The sequence below is a fragment of the Hyalangium ruber genome, from assembly GCF_034259325.1.
Lineage (GTDB): Bacteria > Myxococcota > Myxococcia > Myxococcales > Myxococcaceae > Hyalangium_A > Hyalangium_A rubrum.
Genome location: NZ_JAXIVS010000003.1, coordinates 84,125 through 106,868, shown reverse-complemented (window position 1 = coordinate 106,868; position 22,744 = coordinate 84,125). Strand labels below are relative to the sequence as shown.

At 67.2% G+C, this 22,744-nt stretch carries 19 protein-coding genes; 16 read left to right on the top strand and 3 right to left on the bottom strand.

Going from position 1 to position 22,744, the window contains the following annotated elements; all coding sequences use genetic code 11:
- The first annotated feature begins 9 nt into the window (after nt 1-9).
- Together SYV04_RS09380 and SYV04_RS09375 are read left to right on the top strand one after the other, a co-directional pair.
- Nucleotides 10-810, top strand: coding sequence for a hypothetical protein (locus SYV04_RS09380; RefSeq protein ID WP_321545328.1), 801 nt, complete (start codon nt 10-12; stop codon nt 808-810).
- A gap of 1,196 nt (nt 811-2,006) precedes the next feature.
- Entirely contained in the window at nt 2,007-2,558 is a 552-nt protein-coding gene (locus tag SYV04_RS09375; protein WP_321545327.1) for a class I SAM-dependent methyltransferase, read from the top strand.
- Here SYV04_RS09375 and SYV04_RS09370 read toward each other — a convergent pair.
- Nucleotides 2,539-4,107 (bottom strand): LVIVD repeat-containing protein, encoded by a 1,569-nt coding sequence (locus SYV04_RS09370; RefSeq protein WP_321545326.1) that lies wholly within the window; start codon nt 4,105-4,107, stop codon nt 2,539-2,541. The two genes, SYV04_RS09375 and SYV04_RS09370, sit on opposite strands and share 20 nt — an antisense overlap.
- Nucleotides 4,108-4,278: 171 nt before the next feature.
- Between SYV04_RS09370 and SYV04_RS09365 the strand changes: the two genes are divergently transcribed.
- Both SYV04_RS09365 and SYV04_RS09360 read left to right on the top strand, forming a co-directional pair.
- The gene (locus SYV04_RS09365) at nt 4,279-5,898 is read left to right on the top strand and encodes a hypothetical protein (RefSeq protein ID WP_321545325.1); all 1,620 of its coding nucleotides are present in this window, start codon (nt 4,279-4,281) and stop codon (nt 5,896-5,898) included.
- A 19-nt stretch (nt 5,899-5,917) separates the two neighbouring features.
- Nucleotides 5,918-8,587, top strand: a complete 2,670-nt coding sequence (locus tag SYV04_RS09360; protein ID WP_321545324.1) for a PQQ-dependent sugar dehydrogenase — start codon at nt 5,918-5,920, stop codon at nt 8,585-8,587.
- Nucleotides 8,588-8,751: 164 nt separating this feature from the next.
- On the opposite strand, the gene lepB is transcribed toward SYV04_RS09360, so the two are convergent.
- Together lepB and SYV04_RS09350 are read right to left on the bottom strand one after the other, a co-directional pair.
- Nucleotides 8,752-9,426 carry a signal peptidase I gene (gene lepB / locus SYV04_RS09355; protein ID WP_321545323.1) on the bottom strand — a complete coding sequence of 225 codons (675 nt, stop codon included), beginning with the start codon at nt 9,424-9,426 and terminating at the stop codon, nt 8,752-8,754.
- A gap of 29 nt (nt 9,427-9,455) precedes the next feature.
- On the bottom strand, nt 9,456-9,785 hold the full coding sequence (locus tag SYV04_RS09350; protein ID WP_321545322.1) for a hypothetical protein: 330 nt from the start codon (nt 9,783-9,785) through the stop codon (nt 9,456-9,458).
- Between the two features lie 154 nt (nt 9,786-9,939).
- On the opposite strand from SYV04_RS09350, the gene SYV04_RS09345 reads away from it, so the two are divergent.
- Genes SYV04_RS09345 through SYV04_RS09290 form a run of 12 tightly spaced genes read left to right on the top strand, consistent with a single transcriptional unit; the run spans nt 9,940 to nt 22,642 of the window.
- The gene (locus SYV04_RS09345; protein WP_321545321.1) at nt 9,940-10,623 is read left to right on the top strand and encodes a hypothetical protein; all 684 of its coding nucleotides are present in this window, start codon (nt 9,940-9,942) and stop codon (nt 10,621-10,623) included.
- 8 nt (nt 10,624-10,631) lie between these two features.
- The gene (locus SYV04_RS09340) at nt 10,632-11,273 is read left to right on the top strand and encodes a hypothetical protein (RefSeq protein WP_321545320.1); all 642 of its coding nucleotides are present in this window, start codon (nt 10,632-10,634) and stop codon (nt 11,271-11,273) included.
- Nucleotides 11,270-12,457 (top strand): hypothetical protein, encoded by a 1,188-nt coding sequence (locus SYV04_RS09335; RefSeq protein ID WP_321545319.1) that lies wholly within the window; start codon nt 11,270-11,272, stop codon nt 12,455-12,457. The genes SYV04_RS09340 and SYV04_RS09335 overlap by 4 nt, the downstream gene beginning before the upstream one ends.
- Nucleotides 12,448-13,410, top strand: a complete 963-nt coding sequence (locus SYV04_RS09330; RefSeq protein ID WP_321545318.1) for a hypothetical protein — start codon at nt 12,448-12,450, stop codon at nt 13,408-13,410. The genes SYV04_RS09335 and SYV04_RS09330 overlap by 10 nt, the downstream gene beginning before the upstream one ends.
- Nucleotides 13,407-14,036 (top strand): tetratricopeptide repeat protein, encoded by a 630-nt coding sequence (locus SYV04_RS09325; protein WP_321545317.1) that lies wholly within the window; start codon nt 13,407-13,409, stop codon nt 14,034-14,036. Before SYV04_RS09330 ends, SYV04_RS09325 begins: the two co-directional genes overlap by 4 nt.
- A 10-nt stretch (nt 14,037-14,046) precedes the next feature.
- Complete coding sequence (locus SYV04_RS09320; RefSeq protein WP_321545316.1) at nt 14,047-14,784, top strand: MotA/TolQ/ExbB proton channel family protein; 738 nt, start codon at nt 14,047-14,049, stop codon at nt 14,782-14,784.
- A gap of 3 nt (nt 14,785-14,787) precedes the next feature.
- On the top strand, nt 14,788-15,414 hold the full coding sequence (locus SYV04_RS09315; protein ID WP_321545315.1) for an OmpA/MotB family protein: 627 nt from the start codon (nt 14,788-14,790) through the stop codon (nt 15,412-15,414).
- Nucleotides 15,414-17,249: a magnesium and cobalt transport protein CorA gene (locus SYV04_RS09310; protein ID WP_321545314.1), complete on the top strand. Its 1,836-nt coding sequence runs from the start codon at nt 15,414-15,416 to the stop codon at nt 17,247-17,249. The genes SYV04_RS09315 and SYV04_RS09310 overlap by 1 nt, the downstream gene beginning before the upstream one ends.
- 9 nt (nt 17,250-17,258) lie before the next feature.
- Nucleotides 17,259-19,253 carry a hypothetical protein gene (locus SYV04_RS09305; RefSeq protein WP_321545313.1) on the top strand — a complete coding sequence of 665 codons (1,995 nt, stop codon included), beginning with the start codon at nt 17,259-17,261 and terminating at the stop codon, nt 19,251-19,253.
- A complete protein-coding gene (locus SYV04_RS09300; protein WP_321545312.1) occupies nt 19,243-20,091 on the top strand; it encodes a hypothetical protein in 849 nt (282 codons plus the stop codon). Before SYV04_RS09305 ends, SYV04_RS09300 begins: the two co-directional genes overlap by 11 nt.
- Nucleotides 20,091-21,998: a hypothetical protein gene (locus SYV04_RS09295; RefSeq protein WP_321545311.1), complete on the top strand. Its 1,908-nt coding sequence runs from the start codon at nt 20,091-20,093 to the stop codon at nt 21,996-21,998. The genes SYV04_RS09300 and SYV04_RS09295 overlap by 1 nt, the downstream gene beginning before the upstream one ends.
- Nucleotides 21,995-22,642, top strand: coding sequence for a hypothetical protein (locus tag SYV04_RS09290; protein WP_321545310.1), 648 nt, complete (start codon nt 21,995-21,997; stop codon nt 22,640-22,642). The genes SYV04_RS09295 and SYV04_RS09290 overlap by 4 nt, the downstream gene beginning before the upstream one ends.
- Nucleotides 22,643-22,744: the final 102 nt, after the last annotated feature.

Sequence of the window (22,744 nt, the reverse complement as noted above, 5' to 3'; positions counted from 1 at the left end):
GGAGGCCTGATGTCCGCACCTGTCTTCTCCAGGGCGGGGCTGGGGGGCGTCCTGCTCGCCGCCCTGCTGCTGCTGCCCGTGCAAGCCCCCGCCTGGCCCGTGGACCAGGCATTTTCCGTGGAGAGCGGGGCCGACCGGTTCCACAAGCTCACCGCCGTGGACTGGGCGGAGGTGGAGGACACCTCCGTGGCCACCGTGGAGGTGCTGCGGGAGAGCAGTGAGCTGCTGATGACGGGCAAGCGCCCGGGGCGCACGCTCATGCTCCTCTATGCGGAGGGGAAGTTCGCCGTCTGGCGGCTGACCGTCACCGGGCCGGGGAGCCGGCCTGTGGCCGAAGAGGCGCCGGAGCTGCTCGCGGCCGCGCGCAAGGCGTGCCCTGGGCTGCAGGCGAAAGAGGCTCCCGAGCGCTCGCTGGTCGCCACGGTGAAGGACTCCGCCTGTCGCAGGGCGTTGCTGGCGCTCTTCCAGACGGACGCCTGGCTGGCACGGGAGCTGGAGCTGACCTTCGAGCTGCCGGCCCTCCAGGAGCAGCTCTCGGTGCTGACGCCCTTCCTGAAGGAGTTGGGGCTGGAGGCGCGCTACAGCGGCGCCGGCATCATCCTCCAGGGGACGACGACGCCCGAGGGCCATCGGCGCGCGCTGTGGGAACTGTTCCGCCAATCAGTGGGCCGGGTGCCCCTGGAGGACCGCGTGAAGGTGGAGGCCCCCGCCGCGCCCGATGCAGGGACGGAGCCATTGGATGCCGGGGTGATCCCCGTGGAGATCATGGAGAAGCCGGGCAAGCGCAAGCGCGGGACGCCCTCGCGGTAGGCGGCGCTACCACTCCACCAGGCACAACCCAGGTTGGCCCGGAGCTCCGGGCAGACATTCGGAGGAAGGGCCGCAAGAGTTGGCATCGTGGGGATCGCAAGTCCGCCAGCAATACCCGCCGTAACACGTGTGGCGCTCTGGGCAGGGTGGGGACTCCGCGCCGCAGCGTTGCTCGCACGTCATGTGTACTTCTCCAGGGCGTGCGGGTTTGCTGCGCACGTGGCACTCCTGTCCCGTCGGGCAAGGTGTCTCCTGACACGGGGTGCCGGACACCACCGCACACTCCGAGGCGCCCGATGATCTCCTGACGCAAGCCTGTCCAGGGGAACACCCGCGTCCTTCACATGTCGGCAGGCAGGTAGGCTGCGTATCGGGGACTTGGACGCAGAAGAAGCCTTCGTGGCAGCTCGTGGGGTCATCCATCTGGCAGGGACGTCCACAGAAACCCAGACCACATGCCAGCCCTCGTTCACACGCTTCCTCTCGGTTGTGCGCGAGAAGGTCGTCGCACCCTTCTCCCTCCTTGCGGACTCCTACGGTTCGGCAGAGGCGTACCCAGGGGCCGGCACCCTCGGTGCGAAGCAACTGGCAGGTGCTGCCCTCCTGGCATTGAGCGTCCGTCTCGCACCGGCTGTCTGTGCAGAAATGTTTCTTGAGACGTGGCGAGGTCAGGCAGCCCAGAGGCGCCTCACACTCCTCGCTTCGGGTGCAGTCGCGCCAGTACGTCGCCCGGCTCAGGCGTTCCTCTGGAGAAAGCACCGGACTGACGTTCTTCTCCCAGGCGGACAGCGTGTGCTGCTTCCCTGGCATGAGTCCGCGGAAGAGCACCACCCAGGGCACCACGAGGAGTAGCCCTGCCAGGACACCACCCGCGACGCGCCAGTTCACTGCTCGCGACACCTTTCAATGCAGGCCATCGGGTCTGGCTGCTCGGCACAGTGCTGCTGGAGCTGGTCCTTGGGAGGACATGGATCTTCTTCAAGCATCTCCTCCACATCCTCGTGGGCTGCTCGGTCGAGGGTGCCTCCCTTTTTGAAGGTATGGGGGCAACCCAGCATGCTCACCAGGAGGATCAACCCGGTCGCCACGTGCGGTCCGCGCATCGCATGCCTCCCGCTCCAGAGGGCACGTCGTCGTTAGACATTAGCATGCGGCTCCGTGGCGGGTACGCTGCCGCCAGCCCTTGTGTTGGCCCCATGATTTTCCTGCTTCTGCTGGCCCTCCTCCTCGGGGGCATGCTCTCCATCGTCTTTTACTCGTTGCGCACGGGCATCTCGCCCATGCCCACCTTGGGCAAGGTGCGCCGCCAGCTGCTGCCCCTGATTGACTCCGAGCTTGAGGGTACCGTGCTCGAGCTGGGCGCTGGCTGGGGGACGCTGGCCTTCGCGGTGGCGGATCGCTGCCCCCGTGCCCGGGTGGTGGCCTTCGAGCTGTCGCCGCTGCCGTTCGCCTTCTGCTGGCTGCGTCAGCGCCTCGCCCCGCGTCCCAACCTCGAGCTGCGGCGCCAGGACTTCTTCCGCGCCTCCTTCACTGGCGCCTCGCTCGTCGTCTGCTACCTCTTCCCGGGCGCCATGACGCGCCTGGCGCCCAAGCTGCTCGCGGAGCTGGCTCCGGGCGCGCGCGTCCTCAGTCACACCTTCGCGCTCCGGGGATGGACGCCCCTGCGCACGCTCATGGTGGATGACCTGTACCGCACCCCCATCTACCTCTACGCCGTCGAGCCTCCGCTCACTCCTCGCGCAGGATGAGCAGCCCGCGCGAGGTGTCCACCGTGTACACGTACCCATCCCCTGGTACGCGGATGCCGACGGCGCCGTCGTAGAAGCTGGTGCCTCGCCCCTCATCCGTCGCCCGGAAGGTGTTGAAGTGCGCCACCTCGCGCGGCGTCTCCGGCACGGACACGTTCAACACGCGCACCCCGTCATGGTAGTGCGCCACGTAGAGCTTCGTCCCCACCAACACCATGTTGTGGATGGAGATGTGCTCGTGCGTCCGCCACTCGCCGATGAGTGAGATGTGGGCCGGGTCCGTCACGTCCAGCACCCGCAGGTGCGCGCCCCAGCCCTCGCCTCCCTCGAAGGCGATGAGCCGGTCTCCGAAACGGCCCACCGCGTTCGCGTGGCTGGTGGCGTACTCGTAGCGGTAGCGGCCCAGCTCGTTCGGCGCGTCCGGACGCTCCAGGCCCGCCACGACGTAGCCCGTGCTCCAGAAGTTGACGTACAGGCGATCCTCGAAGGTGAACAGGTCGTGTGGCCCGACATCCGAGCTGCCCTGGGCCTGGAACTTGGCGATCAGCACGGGCTGGAGCGGCTCCTTCACGTCGAACACCAGCACCGCCGAGTCCGGCTCCTGCGCGGTGCCGAAGAGCAGGTCCCCCGACACGAAGACGGTATGCACGTTCGTGGCGCCCGCGGGCACGTTGCGCACCAGCGTCGGCGCGCCCGGGTCGCGGATGTCGAAGACCAGGATGCCTCGGTTGGCGCTGGCCACGTAGAGCGCATCCCCTTTGGCCCAGACGCCGTTCCAGTAGGTGTCCTGGCTCCTGTAGACCTGCGTCTGGAACACGGGTCGCTCCGGGAACTCCACGTCGTAGACGAACAGCCCCCCCCCCAGGGACACAACGTAGGCGTGCTTCTTCGTCACGTACACGTCCACCGGCATGCCCGCGAGCCCCGCGAGCGGAATGTTTGGGTTCTTCATCCGTGTCTCGGAGATGAGCGAGAGCCCGGAGGCCACCGCCTCGCCGGGCGCGGGAGAGACGCGCCGCGCTTGAAAGGTGCCGCGCGAGGTGCGCTTGCCGTTGAGACACTCATCGAAGCAGCCCTGCAGCTGGTCCGCCCCCGGCATGCGGCAGCCGAAGAAGCTTCGGGTGCTCGGGCCGGTGCTCGTCTCCCGCCGGCCTCGGTAGAAGACCGTGTCGGAGTCCACCTCCCGGGCCTCCACATCCATCGGGCCCAGAAACTCCGGGCCTCCGCTGGAGGAGAGCCCCATCGCAGTTGTCCGGAAGCCTCCAACGCTGGCGCTCGCGTAGCGCATCTGCACGGTGTAGACGCCGTCCGGGGTGAAGCCCGAAAGCGTGCCCGGGGCGCACGCGGACACCTCGAAGGTCTCCAGGGAGCCGCACTCCCCCGAGCGAATCGGGCACTCGGCGAAGGGGCCCGTGTCCTCCCAGTCGCCCGCCTCCACCGGCCCCAGGGGGACCTCGGGCTCCTGTCCCTGCGGCGGCGACTCGTCCTTGCAGGCGCTCAGGGCCAACGGCAGCGCGAGCAGCAGCAACAGGGAACGGATGAACGGCATGCGGGCTCTCCTCCAGGGCGTCCTTCACGCTCCATGTTGCCCGATGCCACGGCGTCGGGCGAACGGGCCCCTGTCCCACCCTCCCTCCGGTGACATGCCGCGCTCCAGGAGGGTAGCGTCCCTGTTCATGCGCCGACGTTTCTCGTCCAGGCTCTCCCAGGAGGTACTCCCATGATCTGGGGCAGGCTGCTTGCGATGCTGCTGCTCCTGGGGCCGGGGGTGGCGATGGCGTGCAGTCCGAGGATGCCCTGGCCCTGGAAGAAGCGCTCCCCGGATGGGCGCCATGAGCTGGCCCAGGTGTTGAGCCGTCAGAGCCGCAACCCCGGCGCGACGATGTCGCTGCGGGACCTGCGCACGGGCAGGCTCCTCTGGACGCGAAACCTCGAGGGGACCTACGGCCCGGAGGATGTCGTCCTCGCCTCGGGGAGGCCCCAGGTCCTCCTGCTCGGGCGTACCCCCGCGGCGCTCACCCTGCTGGATGCCCGGGGGTGGGAGCTTGGAATCTGGCCTCTCGACAAGCTGCTGACTCCGTCCGAACTCCGCCGGCTGTCCCTGGCTCGGTGTGACAGCGAGGGATGGGCACGCGAGGCGCGGAGCGAGGAGGACGGCTTCTCCGTGACGCTGCCGGTCCGTGCTCCGGTCGGTGGGGGAGGGGAGTCGCGGCATATCGTCGTGAAGCTGCCGTGGGTGGGACTGTTCCAGCGAGAGCCCACCGCGCTCGCCCAGGAGTCAGCCGAGCTGCGGCGCCTGTTCCGAACCCATACCGAAGAGGCCGAGCGCCTGCGCATCGCCGATGAGCTGTGGGGACTGTCTTCGGGAGGTCCCACCAAGGGCAACCTGGAGCTACGCAGCTTCTGGCTGGTGATGCTCCAGGACTCACCGAGCCCTCGTGCCCTGCTCCCCATCGCCGTGGATGCGCTGGGGGCCAGCGGCTCGCAGGAGGAGCTGCGAGGGCTGATTCGCCTCCCATGGGGAGCGCCGGAGCGGGATGCCCAGATCCTCCAGGTGCTGAAGCGCCGGTTGCCGGACCTGGCCGGGGACTACGCCCTGCGTGTGCTGGAGGAAGGCCACCCCGCTGCTCCCGTGCGAGCCCTGGCCGCGGGAGAGCTACTCAGTCGCGGAGGCGCGGCGGCCGAGTTCGGCAAGACGTTCATCGCGCGCGACGCAAGCCTCCGAGCCGACGGCGCCCTCGCCAGGTTCACCGCGCAGGCCGAGTTGGCTCAGGAACTCTGGCAGGCGCTGCCATTCTGCGGATCGTCGCGAGCCTTGCTTCGCGCCCAAGCCACCCGAAGCCTCGAAGCGCTTCTGCGCGACGCCAAGGAGCAGCGCCCGTTCGTCCAGGAGTTGCTGCGCCCTGTCTCCTCCGCCCCGGACACCGCGCTGGTGGGCTGCTCCGAGGTGTTGCTGATGCTCGGCGCGCTCGCGGATCAGACAGGAGACGCGCCCGAGGCGTTGCGGCTGTACACCGCGGGGCTGGAGGCGCTGGCGGCGGAGACCTCCGCTGCTCGACTCGAGGCGGCTCAGGGGCCGCGGCTCGAAGCGACACTGCGGGTCGCCGCCTTGCTGAAGGAGGCGCGGGAGTGGCGGAAGATGGAAGCGCTGCTCCAGGAACTGCTCGCGGATCCCGCCCGGCGCAACCCTGTCTGTATCCCCAAGCCCCGGGTGTATGACTTCAGCCAGACGCCAGGCGCCTGTGGCAAGAAGCAGCCCGCGGAAACGGTGGCGAGGCAGCTCCTGCGTGAGTCGAAGGCCGAGAACCTCGAGGGCAGGAATTCGGAGGGCAAGCGTTAGGCTAGGGATAGGATGGCGCATGCCCTCTTCTCCTCGTGCCTATCTGCTTCTCCTGGGGCTCCTGGCGTCTCCCGTGCTTGCAGCGGTTCCCACGGGCTTCCAGGAGACGGTGTACAGCTCCTCCGCTTTGGCTCCCGCCACGGGACTGGCCTGGGCACCTGATGGCTCGGGGCGGCTCTTCATCACCAACAAGAACGGCAGGGTGCTCGTCGCGACGATGCGCGATGGGGCTCTCGTCACGCAGGGCGCGACGCTGTCCACGGCGCAGTTCGCCTCGGAGACCGTCCACACCAGCAGCGAGTGTGGCCTCATCGGGATTGCGTTCGATCCGAACTACACCGTCAACCGCTACGTCTACCTGTTCATCACGGCCACCAACACCAAGCAGCAAATCATCCGCTACACGGACGCCAACGGCGTGGGCACGGCGCGTACGGTGCTCGTCGACAATCTGCCGACTGTCGGGCAGAACCATGATGGTGGAGCGATTGGCGTCGGCCTGGATGGAAAGCTGTACTGGGCCATCGGGGATCTGGGCAACGGCACGGGGGTGGACACGGATCTCACCTCGATGGCGTCCAAGGTGAGCCGCGCCAACCTGGACGGCACTCCCGCCAACGACAACCCCTTCTACGATGGCGTGGGTCCCAACAGCGAGTACGTCTGGGCGCGCGGCTTCCGGAACCCCTTCACCTTCACGTTCCAGCCTGGCACCGGGAGGCTGTGGGTGAACTCCGTGGGCACGGGCTATGAGCAGATCTTCGTTCCTGGCAGGAGCGATCACGCCGGCTACAACGACTTCGAGAACAACCAGCCCGCGGGCTACATCACCCCAGTCATCAAGTACCGCACCAACGGCACGGACACGCGCACCCTCACCCCGGGGGGCGCCGTGCGGAGCGGAGGCATCGTCACCTTCACCACCACGGAGGCTCACGGCTTTCGCAAGGGCGAGAAGCTCACGGTGGCCGGTGTGGGGAACGCGAGCTTCAACAGGGACTTCTATGTGGCCAGTATCCCGAGTGGCACGACATGGACGGCGGCGCAGGCAGGAGCGGATGCGACGAGTGGGGGAGGCACGGCGGTGACGCAGAACCTGGGAGGCTCCATCACGGGGGGGACCTTCTATGACTCCACGCTCTTTCCGAGCGACTACCGGGGAAACTTCCTCTTTGGGGACTACAACTCTGGAAGGCTGGTGCGCGCGACGTTGGCTGCGGATGGCACGGTGGCCACCGTGGACTCGTGGGGCACGGGCTTCAACCAGGCCGTGGACATGGAGGTGGGGCCGGATGGCGCGCTGTACGTCGTGGGCGTCACCTCGGGCAACATCAAGCGGATCCTGCCCCCCGCCTCCGGGCAGAAGCTCATCGTCTCGGCGCTGAACCTGGCCATCGTCGAAGGCGGCAAGTCCGTGTTCACGGTGCGGCTGTCCGAGGCCCCCGCGGCGGAGGTCCGCGTCAACGTGGCGCGAGCCTCGGGTGACGAGGATCTCTCGGTGGAGAGTGGCGCGCAGCTCACCTTCACGCCGGACAACTGGAACCAGCTTCAGCTCGTCACCCTGGGCGCGGTCGAGGACGCGGACGCGACGCCGGACAACGCGACCTTCACGGTGTCCGCACAAGGGTTGAGCTCCGAGACGGTCCGGGTGGTGTCCATCGATGACAACACGGCGCGGCTGGTGCTGGAGTCCGCGGCCTTGAGGATTATCGAAGGGCAGAGCGCGACCCTGTCGGTGGCGCTCTCGAAGTCTCCGCAGCGCACGGTCACTGTCACGGTGGTGCGGACGGAGGGGGATGCGGACATCACGGTCACCAGCGGAGCGACCCTCACCTTCACTACGGCCAACTGGAGCACTCCGCAGATCATCACTGTCGCGGCCGCGGAGGATGATGACAACGTCGTGGACACCGCCACGCTCACCGTGGCTACGGGGGGAGGGGATGCGCGCGCGGTGTCCGTCACCGTGCAGGACAATGAACTCCTGCCTCCGGCAATCCTATCCACGCCCGCGACGTCGGCGGTGGTGGGGGCGCCGTATCACTATAAGGTGGTTGCTGAGGGACTCCCCGCGCCCACGTTCTCGCTGACGAGCAGCGTGCAGGGCCCGATCATGAACGCCTCCAGTGGCGACCTCGAGTGGACGCCGGCGGCGGTGGGCACGGTGGACATGGTCGTGGTCGCGAGCAACGGGGTGCGCCCGGACGCGACCCAGTCCTTCCAGATCCTCGTGAAGGAGGATGAGCCTCCGCGCGCGGTGCTCACGCGTCCCGTGGACGGGGAGCAGGTGATGGTCGCGATGGCGGAGTTCTTCGGGGACTGCGTGGACGATGTGGGCTGCACGAAGGCGGAGTTCTACGTGGACGGAGTGTTGGGGAGCACGGATGCGCAGAACTCCGGGCACTACCACTATGGCGGTGCGCACAACTTGTGGGACACGTCATCGCTGACGCCTGGGTTCCACCAGGTCCGCCTGGTCGTCTACGACACCGCGGGGAAGACCGCCGAGGCCGAGGTCCGGGTGTGCGTGGGCGAAGCGCCGTGTGTTGTCCCCGGGCCACCGGATGCGGGCACTGGGACGGAGTCTCCGGCGGAAGAGTCGGAAGGCTGTGGCTGCGGAGCGGCGGGTCCTGGCGGCGCGCTGGCGTGGCTGGGGCTGCTCCTGGTGCTGCGTCGGAAGCGGAGCTGAAAGGGGAAGCGTCGCGGCTTGCGCGGCGCTTCCACTCCCTCCACCAGGAACCCAGTCAGTGCGCGCGTTTCTGGCGACGCTGGAGCTACGCGCCAGTTACTGCGCGAGGCTGGTTACGAAGACCTGCCTGCGGAATGAGGTGAGTGCTGAACGCGCTTCGGTGTCTACCGCGTGAGGCGAGGGTCGCTCTCCGAGCCATCCACTGCGCGCAGGGGAATCCACCAGCGATCGCTGCCAGAGAGTCCCTCTCGCGGGCTGTAGTAAACGGCCACCGCGCGGCCGAGCAGGTTCTCCCGGGGAACGAATCCGAAGCTGCGGCTGTCCGCCGAGTTGCCCCGGTGATCGCCGAGCATCAGGTAGTGCCGCGGGGGCACCTCCACCACTCTCAGCGGAGGCCCCTGGTCGGGCTCGGGGTGGAGCGGGTGGGGCGCTCCCGGCAGATATTCGATGCGCGCGTCCTCCTGCGTGAAGCCCTGAGGCACGCGTTGGCCGTTGAGGATGAGGTTCACACCATCGAAGGCGATGCGGTCGCCCGGAAGCCCCACCAGGCGTTTGACCAGCACGTTGCCGTCCGCCGGAGAGTCGAAGACGACCACGTCCCCTCGTTGAGGGGCCTTCTCGGTCAGCCAGACGTGAGTGAGCGGGATGCGCAGCCCGTAGGCGCTCTTGTCCACCGCGAGGCGATCGCCCACCTGGAGCGTGGGTTCCATTGAGCCCGAGGGCACATGGTAGTGGTCCGCGAAGCTGCCACGGCCCACCAAGAGGATGGCGAAGAAGGCCAGGTCGGCCAGGTACTTCACCCACCGCTTCGACGGTGGCTTCGAGCGAGCACGGTCCATCGGTTCTCCTCACACGCTGTCGGAGGACGCTACGTCGCAGGCGGCTGGCCATTGCCTCGGCTGAGGACCCTGTAGCGCACGAAGAGGAGCCCGTTGTCGAACGCGCGGTGCTCGAGACGTTCATTGTTCGCCTCCTCCTGGGCGGCATCGTGGCCGAGCCCCGGCAGCGTTTCGAGCGCAAACCCCTCGGCCGGTGCCCTGGAGGGCTGGCGAGCCTGACCAGGAACGGCGTGCGTCACCTCGTGCGGCACCTCGCCCAGGTCGAGCCCCAGCAGGTGGGCAGCAGCGAGCGCTCCTAGCGTCTGGTAGTCTCTTCTTTCGTCCACCAAGATGGCCCAGAAGGCTTGAAACCAGGACATGGGTGTCGCGGTTCTCTCCCAGCCTGCGGGGCGCGCAGGGCAATTCATGGCTCTATCACTGCAAGTTGGCGCGATTGTTGCTCGCGGGGGGCACGTGCCCCCCCGCCCTCTCAGCACAAGCCGGCACTCCGTTCGTGTGTGGTTCCGCGCCTGCGTGCCATGGCTCCTGGCCGTGCTGTCTTCGGGCTGCGTGACGGTCTACCAACCCCTCGTCTCGCTGCAGCGCCCGGTGGTGGTGGACCCGCGGGTCGCCAACTTCGAGGGGCAACGCATGCTGGTCCGCTGCATCCCCGGCGACTACCTCCAGCCGGATGATGCCGAGCAGCTCTGCCGCAACGTCCGCTCGCTCTTCGCGAACCAGGGCGCCGAGGTCGAGGTCGAGGTCCCGCGCGCAGGCAGGTCCACCCGGGATGACCAAGGGGGGAAGAAGCCCGATCTGATCATCGATCTGAAAGCCCGGCTGGTACACGAGGAGAACAGCGCGCTCCTGTGGGCCTTGTCGGGGCTGACCCTCACGCTCGTACCCGCCATCACCGAGTCTACGTTCTCTCAGGAGATCACGATTCGGGACTCCAGCGGCTTTCTGCTCGCCTCGGACACCTTGCAAGGGCGCTTCGTGCGCTATTGCGGTGTCGGCCTCTGGGCGGTGAACGGCACGCTGGACCTGCTCGTTCGCTCCGATGAGGAGGATCTCACGGGCGACGCGCCCAAGAAGGACTTCTCGAAAGACTTCCACGGGCAGCTCAGCCAGCTCGCGTTCAATGCACGCATGCGTTCATGGGTGATGCGCGGCTTCGAGGAGCCGCCCCGAGCTCAAGAGGCTCAGCCCTCCCCGTAGAGAGACCGATGGAGACCCTTCTGATCATGCTCCTGATGCCTCTGCCGGTCTTCATGGGACGGGCCTACGACCCATCCCCGGGGATCTTCCAGAGCAAGGAAGAAGCCCGGAACCTCGAATGCACGCGCCTCAGCCAGGCCGAGGCTCACGAGCGCTTTCCGGAGCAGGTCCCCGAACCGTCAGCCCGAGGCACGTGGGAGGTCACCGATGCGCTCGCCTGTTCCAGGCGCTTCATGCGCATCGGCGAGCGGCCGGCCCGAGACGAGGTGATCCTCGCTTCACTCCGCCAGTCGGTGGGCGACATCACCCAGATCGCGAGCGCCCACGAGGCGGGTGAACTCACCTGGCACGTGGATGCCTTCTATCCGCAGCCGGCGGTGGCGGCGAAGATCTCCGTGGCCGCGAGGACAGCGCTCGTCGAGCGCGGCCGCAAGGTCTCGGACCGGGTGCCCGTGCTCGCTGCCGGGGACATCGCGGTCTTGTGGAAGCTGCCCCCGAACCAGGCCTACCCGCTGGCCTGCGCGCGCTACTTCGCCGAGGGCGTGCTCACGGAGCGGGACGTCTTCTTGGGGGTGATGCTGGTCGACGAGCGAGAGACCCAGCTCCATGCCGGGCTGTGCGCGCAGGGCAAGTGGAAATGGCTCCAGTGAGACGCGCCTTCCTGAGCTTGCTCCTCGTCGTGCTGCCGACCGCCGTCGAGGCGGAGGATTCGCCGATCACAGCCGCTCAGCAAGCCCAGATGGAGGCCCTGCGTGGGGAGATCGCGACGCAGATCCAGCTCCAGGCCTACGATCTGCTCGACGAGCTCGTCTTCGGTTGGACCGAGCAACCCGTGTTCGCCCTCGAGACCCCGGTGGTGCTCGCCGGCGTCAGCGTGCCGGTCGGTTTCGGCAGCGGGATGCAGGCCCTCGTCGAGAACCACTTCGCGGCCCTCATCGTGAAGAACCCGCGCACCCGGGTCGCGCTCACGCACTGCCCGCAGTGTACCTCCGTGGTGGTGCACTCAGGCGCAAAGGGCACCATCGTGGCGCGCGGGGTCGACGAGCCGGAGGCCCTCTCCACGGTGGGGACCCTCTCTGGGAGCCGGCACGCCCTCTTCCTCGACTTCGAGATCGAGGGCTCCGCGCTGGTGCTGCGCGCGCGCATCACCGGCCTCGAACCGGCGTTGCCCATCATCTATGCGAAGACGCTCTCCACCTCGACCTCCTCGCCGGCTCTGCTGCGCAGCGGAGACCGCCTGAAGAGCTCGGCGGAGGCGCATCGGGAGTATGTCGATGCGCTGCGGGGGCGGGGCCTGTACCTGGTGCCCATTCGAATCGGTGTACGTACCTACGCCACGGGATCCGCCGCGGTGCGGGCCACGCCATTTCCCTGGCTCCAGGCTGGCGTCGAAGGCTCGCTCACCCAGGCGCGCTCGTGGGTGGGAAGCTTCTCGGTGGGGTTCAGCTGGGCGCCCGAGCTCCATGTCGGCTGGCTGGCACAAGGGCGTGTCTCTCGGCTCATCTCTGGCTCGACGAGCTCACTGACAGGGCCCGATCTCTATGCGTTCGTCGGCGGTTCGGTGATCTCCATCCACGGACAGAGCGCGCTGGTCTTCCAAGAAGAGGTTCCGGATCTGAATGATCTCCTGGGGCAGCTCACGGGCCTGGAGCCGGATGCGACGTTTGGCGCATTCCAGTTGGGGCTCGAGCTTCGCCTCAAGAACCGGATCGGCGCCGGAATCTTCCTGGAGACGCTGCCTTCAATGGGCAATGCCCCGGCAATTGGCGACTACCTGGATCTGGGCCTCATCCAGTTCCACTCCCTGGGCGTGGAGGTGTCGGTTTGCTTCTAGCTCGGCTCGCGCTCCTCTGCGCATTGCTCCCCACGGCGGCCCTCGCCCAGCGCGAGGCGAGCCGCGAGGCGCTCTCACGTCTCGATGAGACCCTCACGCTGCGGCTCGAGGAGGGGGGCTTGGGAGTCAAGGAGCTCCTGCCGGCGATCGTCGTCAGCGTCAACCCCGCGTTCGAGGAGACGAGGACCTGGTATCCGACCGAGGCACTGTCCACGTTGGTGCGCGTCTTCGGCGCCGCGGGGCTTCGCGCCTGTGACGCCTGTATGGCGCCTCGCACCTATGTCCAGGAGGGCCTGGTCGAGCAGGTCACGACGAATCTGGGTGCAGCCGAGATCACCCGCTTGGACGAAACGAGCCGAGGCAGCTCAGCGCCCGCTCGCACCGCCATCTGGCTCGATGAGACGACCGAGGGTGTGTCGCTGCGGATCATCGATCTTCACAACAGCCGTATCCTGCTCGCGGAGAACTTCGACGCGGCGATGAGCGGCTCGGCGCGGACGCGACGCAACCTCTCGCTCATCCGGGAGCTCGACCGCCGGGCTCGGGGCGACAGCATCACGCACGCCTTCTTTGATGTGACGATCTACCCCGGCCAGCACGTCTCTCTCGATTGGATGGAGCAGTGGGGAGAGACCAACGCCAACCTCTCCGGGTTTTCGCTGTCCCTGTACGATCCGGTGCTCGGATTGGGAGGGGCCTACTACCGAGTCATCCCCAGCGCCTTCAACATCTCGGTTGGCGCCAAGGTCCTGATGAGCCTTCCCACCGGCCTGGTGCGCGGCATCAGCGGTGAGGACGTGGAGGTCCTCGACCCGCTGCTGACGGCGGTCTTCATGGTCCGCGTGCCCATCGCCAGGTCCAACTACGGCATCACCCTCTCCGCGTCCACCAATGGCCAGGTGGGGATTGGCTTCTCCCTCATGAACGTCTCTCTGTTGCCCTTTCTGCCATGAGCCGACTCTTCGTCCTCATCCTGCCGCTGCTCGTGTCCTGCTCGGCGCGCAACTACACCTACTACCTCATCGAGCCCGAGCCCCAGAAACACCCGGCGCTCAAGGAAGAGGGGAACCTGACGCGGCCGCTCGGCTTCGGCTCCACCACGGTGATGAAGGTCCGGTGGAACGACGGCAACATCATCACCGAGGTCGATGTGCCGGTGCTGTCGACGGGACAGCGCATCGTCATCGAGCACGGCGCCGGGAGGCCCGATGTGAAGACCATCCCGGCGACGCGGGTGGTTCCGCCGCCTCCCACGCAGGCGGACACGACGCTCATCGAGGCCTATCGCGCGAGGGGGTTGCGAGTCGATGAAAGCGCGCCGGAGGTGAGCATCACCCGCGCCCGCACCCTGATGCAGGAGGCGGTCAAGGGTGGCAACTACCAGCTCGCGCTCGAGTGGTGCGAGGTGGTGCTGCAACGCTACAAGTCTCATCCGGAGTTCCTGCGCGCGAAGGCGTCGCTGCTGCTGATGATGGGGGAGCGCGACAAGGCCATCGAAATCTACGAGCAGGTCGAGGCGATCGAGAGCGATCCAGAAGTTCGCAAGAAGCTGGAAGAGCTCCAGCGCCAAGGGAAGTAGGAGGTTTCGCGTGCAAATCATTGGCCTTGTTCTCTTGGGGTTCATCGTCTGGTTCGGGTTCAAGGACCGCTCAGACGCGCAGGTCATCTCCGCGTTCGACGCCCATGCCTTGGTCATGGTGCTGGTGGGCTCATGCGCGGCGGTGCTGGTCAGCTCCAGCAGCACGACGGCGCTGCGCACCGTCCTCTGCCTGCGAGAGATCATCCCAGGCCTGAAATCCTTCGGGCGGCTGACGTCGGCGATGGAGAAGGAGCGGGAGCAGTTCTGTGCGCTGTGGCGCGAGGGCAAGCGAGGCCAGGCGCTCGCGCTCGCGGAGAAGAGCCGCTTCGAGGCGATCCGGCAGCTGGTCGACCTCATCCTGAATCGTGCTCCCGAGGCCGCCAGCGCCAAGGAGTTCCTGGAGCTCCGGCACGAGGAGATCACCCGCTGGCAGCCGGCGATTAGCAACTGGGAGATGCTCTCCAAGCTGGGACCGGCGTTTGGGATGGTGGGCACCATCACGGGCATGATCCAGCTCTTCCGCAACATGAGCGCGGACAACCTCAACATCGGCGCCGCGATGTCCCTTGCCCTGCTCGCGACGCTCTACGGGGTCGCCTTCGGCGCGGGTGTCGCCGGGCCCATCGGCCACTTCCTCAACGGCCTGCTCGATGAGCGGCTGGGCTTCCTCGATCGCTGCGAGAAGAGCGCGAACGAGCTCATCGCTCGCGGCGCAAGCGCGCCGAGGGCGGAGTCGAGGGCGGGGTAGACCATGCTCCGACGCCGGAAAGAACATGAGGAGGGCTGGCTCCTCAGCTACGCGGACTTGATCACCAATCTGCTGCTCTTCTTCGTGCTGTTGCTCTCCGCGGCCAACCTCAGCAAGGGCCGGATGCAGCAGATCGTCAAGGGCATGTCAGGGAGCGAGAGCCCCGCCAGCCTTGATGCCATTCGACGGGAGATCGACGCGCAGATCGCGCAGAAGCAGATGCAGGATCTGGTGCATACGACGGTCTCCGACGAGGGGCTCGAACTCTCGCTCAACTCGGGGCTGGTCTTCGACCCGGGCAAGGCCCAGATCCGCTCCCAGTTCGAGCAGACCGTCACCTCGATGCTGCAGGTGCTCGCGCCCTACTCGACGAAGTACTCCTTCGCGGTCGAGGGGCACACGGACTCGACCCCCATCGTGAGCGGCGGCCTGTTCGCCACGAACTGGGAGCTCTCCAGCGCACGCGCCATCGTGGTGCGGCAGCGGCTCGAGGAGGTCGGGATTTCACGCTCGCGCATTCGAGTCGAAGGCTATGCCGATACCAAGCCGCTGCCCGAAGACCAGCTCACGGGGTTGAGCCCCCAGGAGCGCCTGGCCCGGCACCGCCGTGTGGTCGTGAGGATCTACTGATGAGAAGCCTCGTCCTCTGTCTGTTCCTCGCGCTGTCGTCCAGTGCCCTGGCCCAGGAGAGCACCGTCCCGGTGCCCCAGAAGCACATTCCCTCGCCTGTGCTCCTGGAGCTGCGCGCCCTCGAGCGTCAGTTCGACCTGGCGCTGGTGCGAGACTGTGCGACCGAGCGCTGCGTCTCCAAGGGCTGCGTCTACCGGGACCATGTGGTGGTGGACATGCCGCGTGCCTCCTCGCTTCCAGGGATCGGCCAATCCGAAGGCCCCGGAAGTGTCCCGGCACAGGAGTACCTGACCGAGGCGTCCTGTGACTTCGCGCACGAGAAGGCCGTCGCCTCTCGGGATGTCCAGGCGCTGGTCCGGCGACTCGAGCAGCGCCTGTCCAAGGGGTGGCTCAAGGTGAGCGTGGGACATCAGGTCCTCGCGCCGATCTCTCCCACGCTGAGCGAGCCCCCCGCCCCCAAGCCCGAGCCGGTCCCCGAGCCGCCCCGTGTCGAGACTCCCCCGCTGCCTTCTCCACCTCCCGCCCAGTGGGACGCGACCGTCGCACAGCGCGAGCTGTGGGTGAGCTTGCTGCCACACTTCTCGTGGATGATCGCCCTGGTCCTTGGAACCCTGGCTGCGTTGCTCATCATCTGGGCGCTTCGCCGCCTCGGGAAGGAGTCGCTGGAGGAGAAGGCGATGCTGGCGCAGATGACGGCCGGCACCTTCGACAAGCGAGCGGCATCGGAGGAGTCCGCTGCCGCGGGGAACGCCCCCGCGACGGATGGCTCGTCGGCGGAGGGGCGCGATGAGGCGGCGTTTGTCGCCGAGCAGCGGCGACTGTGGGCGAGCCGGATGACAGAGGCCGAGCTGACGAAAGAGAAGGGCGTCGTCGTGGAGCTCCTCCGCCAATGGCTGAAGGCAGGAGAGTTCGAGCTGCTCGCGAAGGCGATCTTCCTCTTTGGCGACAAGCTGTCCTCGGCCTTCTCGTCGGAAGGTGAGCTCGCGGTGCGCAAGGTGGGGTTCGCGGAGTTCTTGCGGCATGTGGACGAGCAGCAGCTCCCCACTGATGCCGCGTTCTTTCGCAAGCTCAATCACCACGCCATCTCCGCGTCACTGCTCTCCCAGTCGGATGCGGAGAGCTATCGGAGCATTCACGAGGAGTTCGGAAGCAGCGGCATCGCGCACCTGATCGAGAGCCTGACGCCGCGCCACGGGGCGCTTCTCTTTGCCCTGGTGCCGCCTGCCTTCCAGCACGAGGTGGCGCGCACGCTCTCTCCCGAGCTCCAGGTGCAGGTGGCGAGCCAGTTGTTGTCGTCCAATCGCATGTCCAACGAGGAGCAGGGCTATCTGTTCGAGGCGTTGGACGCCGCGCGGGCCGGCCGCTCACTGCCGGCGCCTCCGAGGCCAGCGCCGGACGCCATCCGTGACCGGGGACACGCGTTCGATGCGGCCGGAGCGCTGTCCGTTCTCTTGACGTATGTCGGCGCCGAGGATCGCCAGGCGCTCCTGACGAGCATGCTCAAGCGCTCGAGCGGTGCCTTCCCGTCTTGGTACCAGGACATCTTGTACCCGGACATGCTCCTGAAGCTGCCCCAGGACCTCCAGGCGGACATGCTGCTCGAGGTGGATGTCCAGGGGCTGGCGGGCTGGTACTCGGTGCAGCACCCGGCCTGGCGAGAGAGCTTCATCAGCAAGCTCGCCCCGTCCATGCAGAACGCCGTGCGCGCCAACATGGCGTTCAGCTCCCCGGCGGATCAGTTCCGCATGGCTCGACGTGGCCACGACGAGCTGGTGTCAGCGGTGAAGCGGTTGGTGGCGGGAGGCAGGGTGTCTTTCACGGAGCTCGTTGCCTGAGTGGATGCCATGGCCCGCATAGGTGTGCTGCTCGCGCTCGTCGCGTGCGCGGCCTGCGAGAAGGTGCCGATCGTCGACATCAACGCCGGCTTCACGCTCGCCGATGCGGCCTGGTTCTCCCAGGAGGAGACGCTGTTCGTCTTCTATCGCGTCGAGGCCGAACAGGGCCTCGGGCCCGAGAGCCAGATCGAGATCTCCTATCGCACGGACGATGGTGAGATTGCCTGGACGCCTGTCTCCGAGTTCACCACGGTGCATACCCATGTACACGTGGACTGTGGAAGCAAGGCTCGCTGTGGCAGCACCAGCCTCAAGGTAGCGCGCGCACCCAGACAGGTCGGAGTGCGCCTGCGGTACCACCGCGAGGGGGAGTTGATGCTCCCCGCCTCGGTGAACGTCAATCTCATTGGCTCAGGGCCGGCCTATTCCCACCGCAGCCTGATCGTCTACGGGGTCTTCAATGAAGCGAACACCCAGGTGCAGTGGCGCGCCCGCCACCAGTTCCCGACCCTTCGCAATGAAGAGGTGCAGGAACTGGGGTTGCGCCGCACCTTCCGCATCAGCGATCCGAGATACGGTGAACTCGAGCAGCCGTTCGACGTGAATCCCTACGGCTATGCGTCCACCCCTGCATGTCCTCCGGCATTCTCCCCCCTGGAATGGGCTCCGATCGAGACGTCGGAGCGCGCCGTGTTCCATGGTGACGCGATGCCGGATGCGGCTTCGACGGCGTCCCGTGTCTGCGCCCGATCGACGGTGACCGACGCGAGAGGCACCTTCGAGGCGGTCGCGCTGGCACGAAAGAACCCGGAGGTGCGCGCTGCCTTCCCAGCCTTGCGCAACCCCATTCGCAACAACACCATCCTGGGTTTCCTGCTGAAGCCTTGTACGCGGACGATCTCCGAGCCACATCGGGCGATGCAGGTCCAGCGGCTCCTGCTCGATGGGTCGCCCGAGATCTGTATCGACGAATGGCGTGATCCGGGCTTCGTGGATCAGCTCGCCGCGCGCTTCCGCTCGCGGATCGATGAGGCGCGTACCCAGGGAAGGGACATGGTCCTCTCCTTGGCCCTGCACCATGATGATGCGAGCGGGCAGCTCGCGAGCCGCATCGAGGCGGCGCTGGAGCAGATCCTCCTCTTCGAGCGTGACAAGAGCACCCCCCGGGTCAGCGGTGCCTTCGTCTTCGACAGCCTCGGCCATGCGGTCGTTCGCGCATCGCTCAAGCATCTCGTGCTCTGGTGCCCCGCGGAGCTGGAGGATGATCTCGACACGCTTCCACCGGCGGCCCAGCGCTCCTGCCCATTGTTACCGGACCTTCCCGACCTGAATCTCGGGCCCTTTCGCTTCTCGACCCTGCCCATCCTCCCCACTCGCGCGCAGTATTTGACCTTCGTTGGGAAGTACTCCGATGGGCAGGCGGGCCGTATGCGCGAGCTGCGCTTCCTGGCTCCCGAGCGGACACCGATCTCGCAGAACGTTCAGGTGGGGGATTTTGGGGTCGCTACCTTCTTCAACAATGAGCTGCTGACGGCTGCTCCGGATGACGCGTTCTCTTATTGTCAGTCCGAGGATCCGCGTGTGTCCGCGGTGGTCTTCCGCACCGCGCTGAGCCCTGCCCCACAGCCACTGGCGCTCTTGCCGGAGGCTCACCATGAGCTGCCGCAATCATCCTACGCGCTTGGGTTGCTCTGGGATTTCCCCTTCCTCCTGCGCCTCGAGTACGAGGTCTTCCTCGCGGGTGCCGCCAGCGCGTTCTCGCTCACGGTGCCGTTCGGGATCTCCGGATCGGAGCAGGCGTACTACGGCACCGAGCTGTGGCAGGGAGGTGAGTTCCCTCTCAGCAATACGCTCTTGATGTGTACGCGCTTCTGCGATCACCCAACCTTCGATTCAGCAGGGGTCTACAATGTCGGCACGCGCTTCCGCGATAGCTACCGCCAGCAGTGCTATCGACCGCGCTACCCGGCTCTCGGCGATGGAGGTTTTCCGCTTGATCCGTAGCGCGCTCCTGCTCGTCGCGGTTCTCGGACTGCCGTCGGTCGCTCGGGCCGGCGAGGAGCCTCCTCCTGCCTCCGCGTCGCCAGAAGCGGACACGCCTGAGCAGCAAGAGAAGGAAGCGCCGCCTCCCGAAGAGGCCCAGGAGGACAAGACCCTCGAGCGCTATCGGACGCCAATCGAGGTGCTCAGCGAGCGGATGATTGGCGTTGCCTCTCGTGCCGTGCGTTTCGACTGGCGCAAGAAGCGGCTGGGGTTCGGCCTGATAGGCAGCCAGCTCCTCGAACTCAACAACTTCAGCAGCGCGCGATTCGGAGGGTTCGTCCGCAAGCCGGTGGGAAGCTTCATGGGGGAGCTTGCCATCACCCGGGTGCTGACCTGGGGGAGTGACAGCACCGACAAGCTGGCGCTGACTCCGTATCGCCAGACTGGGCGGCCCAGTCGAATCGAGCTGGACCTCAACGTAGGCTATCCCCTGGCGGAGGGGGTGGCGACCTCGCGGCCCGGATTCTTCCCCGCCACCGAGCTCGTGTTCTCCGCGAACGCGGGGGTTCGATATGCGTACTACCCGGGGGCGCTCTCTGGCGCGACCTTCGGCGAAGTCGCCAGGTCGCTCGTCGCTCCCAGACTCTCGGAGGACGAGCGGGAGAACCTCGAGGGCAAGCTTCCCCCTGGCATGCAGATCGATGGAGGGCGGTACAACCTGCTCGCGGGCCTTGGCCTGGACGTCTACTTCCAGACCGGGGGCTTCTTTACGCCGCGCGCCATGGTCGCGCTGCCCATCACGGGCTCGGATCTGGGCCTGTGGTGGGAGCTGACGTTCAGTGCCGGGTGGATGTTCTGATGTCCTGGGCGAGCTCCCTCCTCACCCTCACCCTGGCGACGACCGCCGTCGCGGACGAAGCGCCGCCGAAGCAGACCCTCGTCTTCTACAACGCCCGGCTGGCCCTTCGAGACGATCAGCCCACGGAGGCGCTCAAGCTGTGGTTGCTGCGGAACAACCTGGTGGAGCAGGGTGAGCGCGGTATCGACGATGAGGACTTCCGCTCGGTCGTCTGGGCTGCGCTTGGTGACCTGGGCATGTGCCAAGACGGCTTTCCCAAGGACGAGCGCGGTGCGGGGCTGTGGCCGCTGGCGCTGCACAACTGGGTCGTCCACGCGGCGACGAAGGGACCGCCCCCCGATGTGGAGGCACCGTTCGACGCTTTCGAGGTAGGGCGGCAGCAGCGATTCATCTCACTGAACGATGTGCTCTCGACGGCGGAGCTGCGCTCGGTGACCTTCTTTCGAACCAGCTGCCTCCTTCCACGCGTCACGCTGCTGGACGGGGGGCAGTCACCTTGGGTGGACCTCAGCGATCGCCTCGCTGCTGGGCGTTTGATGCGGCGGCTCCTGGAGAAGTCACTCCGCACGTTGGTGCGCGAGAAGGTCCAGAACGTCGCCGCGGTGGAGGCGCGCATCTTCGACCTCGATCTCGCCTTGGCGGCGTTGCAAGCGCGCCGGGCGCGCCAGGAGGGCTTCGCGGCGAAGCAGCGTGCCAGGAGCCTCGGAGTCTCCGAGGTGGGAGCCCAGGAGGTGCGCGACGCCGCCGCGGCGTGGCCGGCGAACTCGGAGCAGGCCGCGTTCCTGCGGCGAGCCCTGTCCTGGCGGGCGAGCGAGTGGCTGACGTTGAGTCGAGCTCGGCGCCTCTCCTTGTTCGCGCAGGCACGCCCCTATTCCCAGGATCCGGCGGCACTGGAGCGGCTGGTGCTGGCCGTCATCGACGGGCTCATCGAGCGGGGGAGTGGGGAAGAGCTGGAGTCGTGGATCGGCTTCTTGGACGCGAGTGCCGCGCCAGACCGGCGCGGCGCCCTCGTCACGGGCGAGCGAGGCAAGCGGCTCCTGGAACTGGAGCCCAGTACCGGCTTCCGGGAGCGCGCGGCCATCGCCCTGCATCGGGGAGTCGCGTTCCTCGAGGCAGGGCAGCTCGAAGATGCGCTCCGCTCGTTTGCGTACACGATGGCGCACGCGGAGGAGGGGCGCGACTCAGGCACGACGCTGGCGCTCGCTCGGCGATGGCTGTCGTATGTGTTGTCGAGCTATCGGACCAATGAGCACGTCCTTGCGATGCTGAGGGCGCTGGTGCCGCCGCAGGAATACAACGTGGTCGCCGAGGACCTCATCTGGAAGGCCGCGCTCCGCGCGGATGCGCGCTCGTTCGAGCTGGCGGTCGCGAGCCTCCGGCGCGGGAGCGCGCTCGATGCGCGCGTGGAGAGGCTCCGGTCGTTGGCGGCTGGAAGAGCAGGGGAGATGGTGACGGAGCTGCGCGAGGCGGCTTCCGAGGAGCCCTACCTGACGTTGCGCTTCGTTCGACAGCTCCTCGAGAAGCTCGAGGCCGAAGAGGCGGATGTGCGCACGGCACACATCCCCACGCTGAAGCTCATGATCGGTGTTCTGGATTCGCTCGCTGCAAGAGAAGGCGAGCAGAGCTCTCACGCCCGTACTGCGGGAGAGCTCATCCATCGCGCACAGGCAATCCTCGAGGGGTTGGGGGCGCTGGAACAGTCGGTGTCCGCCAATGCCCGAGCACTCTCGCCTCGACATGAAGCATTCGCGGGAGCCATTCGGCTCGCTCCTGCGGATCCGTTGCCCTGGCCGTTCCGGGTCCCGGAGCCCGAGGCCCCGTCGGCGTTTGCTCCTCTGTTGCTCGAGCCAGTGGAGTGGAGGGACGCAAAAGGAGTGCTCGTCCTGGGATGGAGGCTCACCGAATGAATCCCCGTGAGCTGCGCAAGGCGATGCGCCAGCGCCGGAGCGAGCTGCGCAAGTCGCTGCGGCTCGCTGGGAAACAGGCGCGCGAGCGGATGGAGCAACTCCCGGAGATTCGCCGCGCGAGAGCCCGTCGGCGTCTGCGGCGCGCGTTGGGCGTCGCGCTGCTGGTGCTGCTTGCATCCTTTGTGCGTTGCGAGTGTGAGCAGCCGGCTCCAGCAGAGGTGCCGAAGGTTGAAGCGAAGGGCGAGGTGGAGATCAAGGAAGAGCGCCCTGCCCAGCCGCCGCCCCGGCGGCAGCCGCTTCTTGCGCGGGTCGAGCCGCATGATCGCGCCAGCTATCAGGGACCTGAGCGGGCATCCCCGGACTGGATTGACGAGTTTCGCCTTCAGGTGGCGGCGCGGAGTCCAAGGCTCGCGCAGTGTTTCGCGGGCTCGGACAGACCGGGCAGCTTGCGCTGGACGGCCTCGGTGAATCCGCGGAGTGGTGCGGTTTCGGATCATGAGCTGGAGCCTGTAGGGGCCGGCGCGGGGCTGCGGCGCGAGCAGCACGAGTGCGTCGTACGCGCCCTCTCGAGCCCTCCGTACAAGTTGACCGCGCCACAAGGGGAGGCCTTGCCCCAGCGTGTCAGTCTCGTGATCGAATTCTAGCCGCTCAGGCAGGCCGTGCTCGTGTCTCGCAAGCGTCAGGCGCCACTCGTCGGATGGGGGTGACCGTTCGTCGGAGGCGTTTTCCGGCCCTCGGACCAGGGC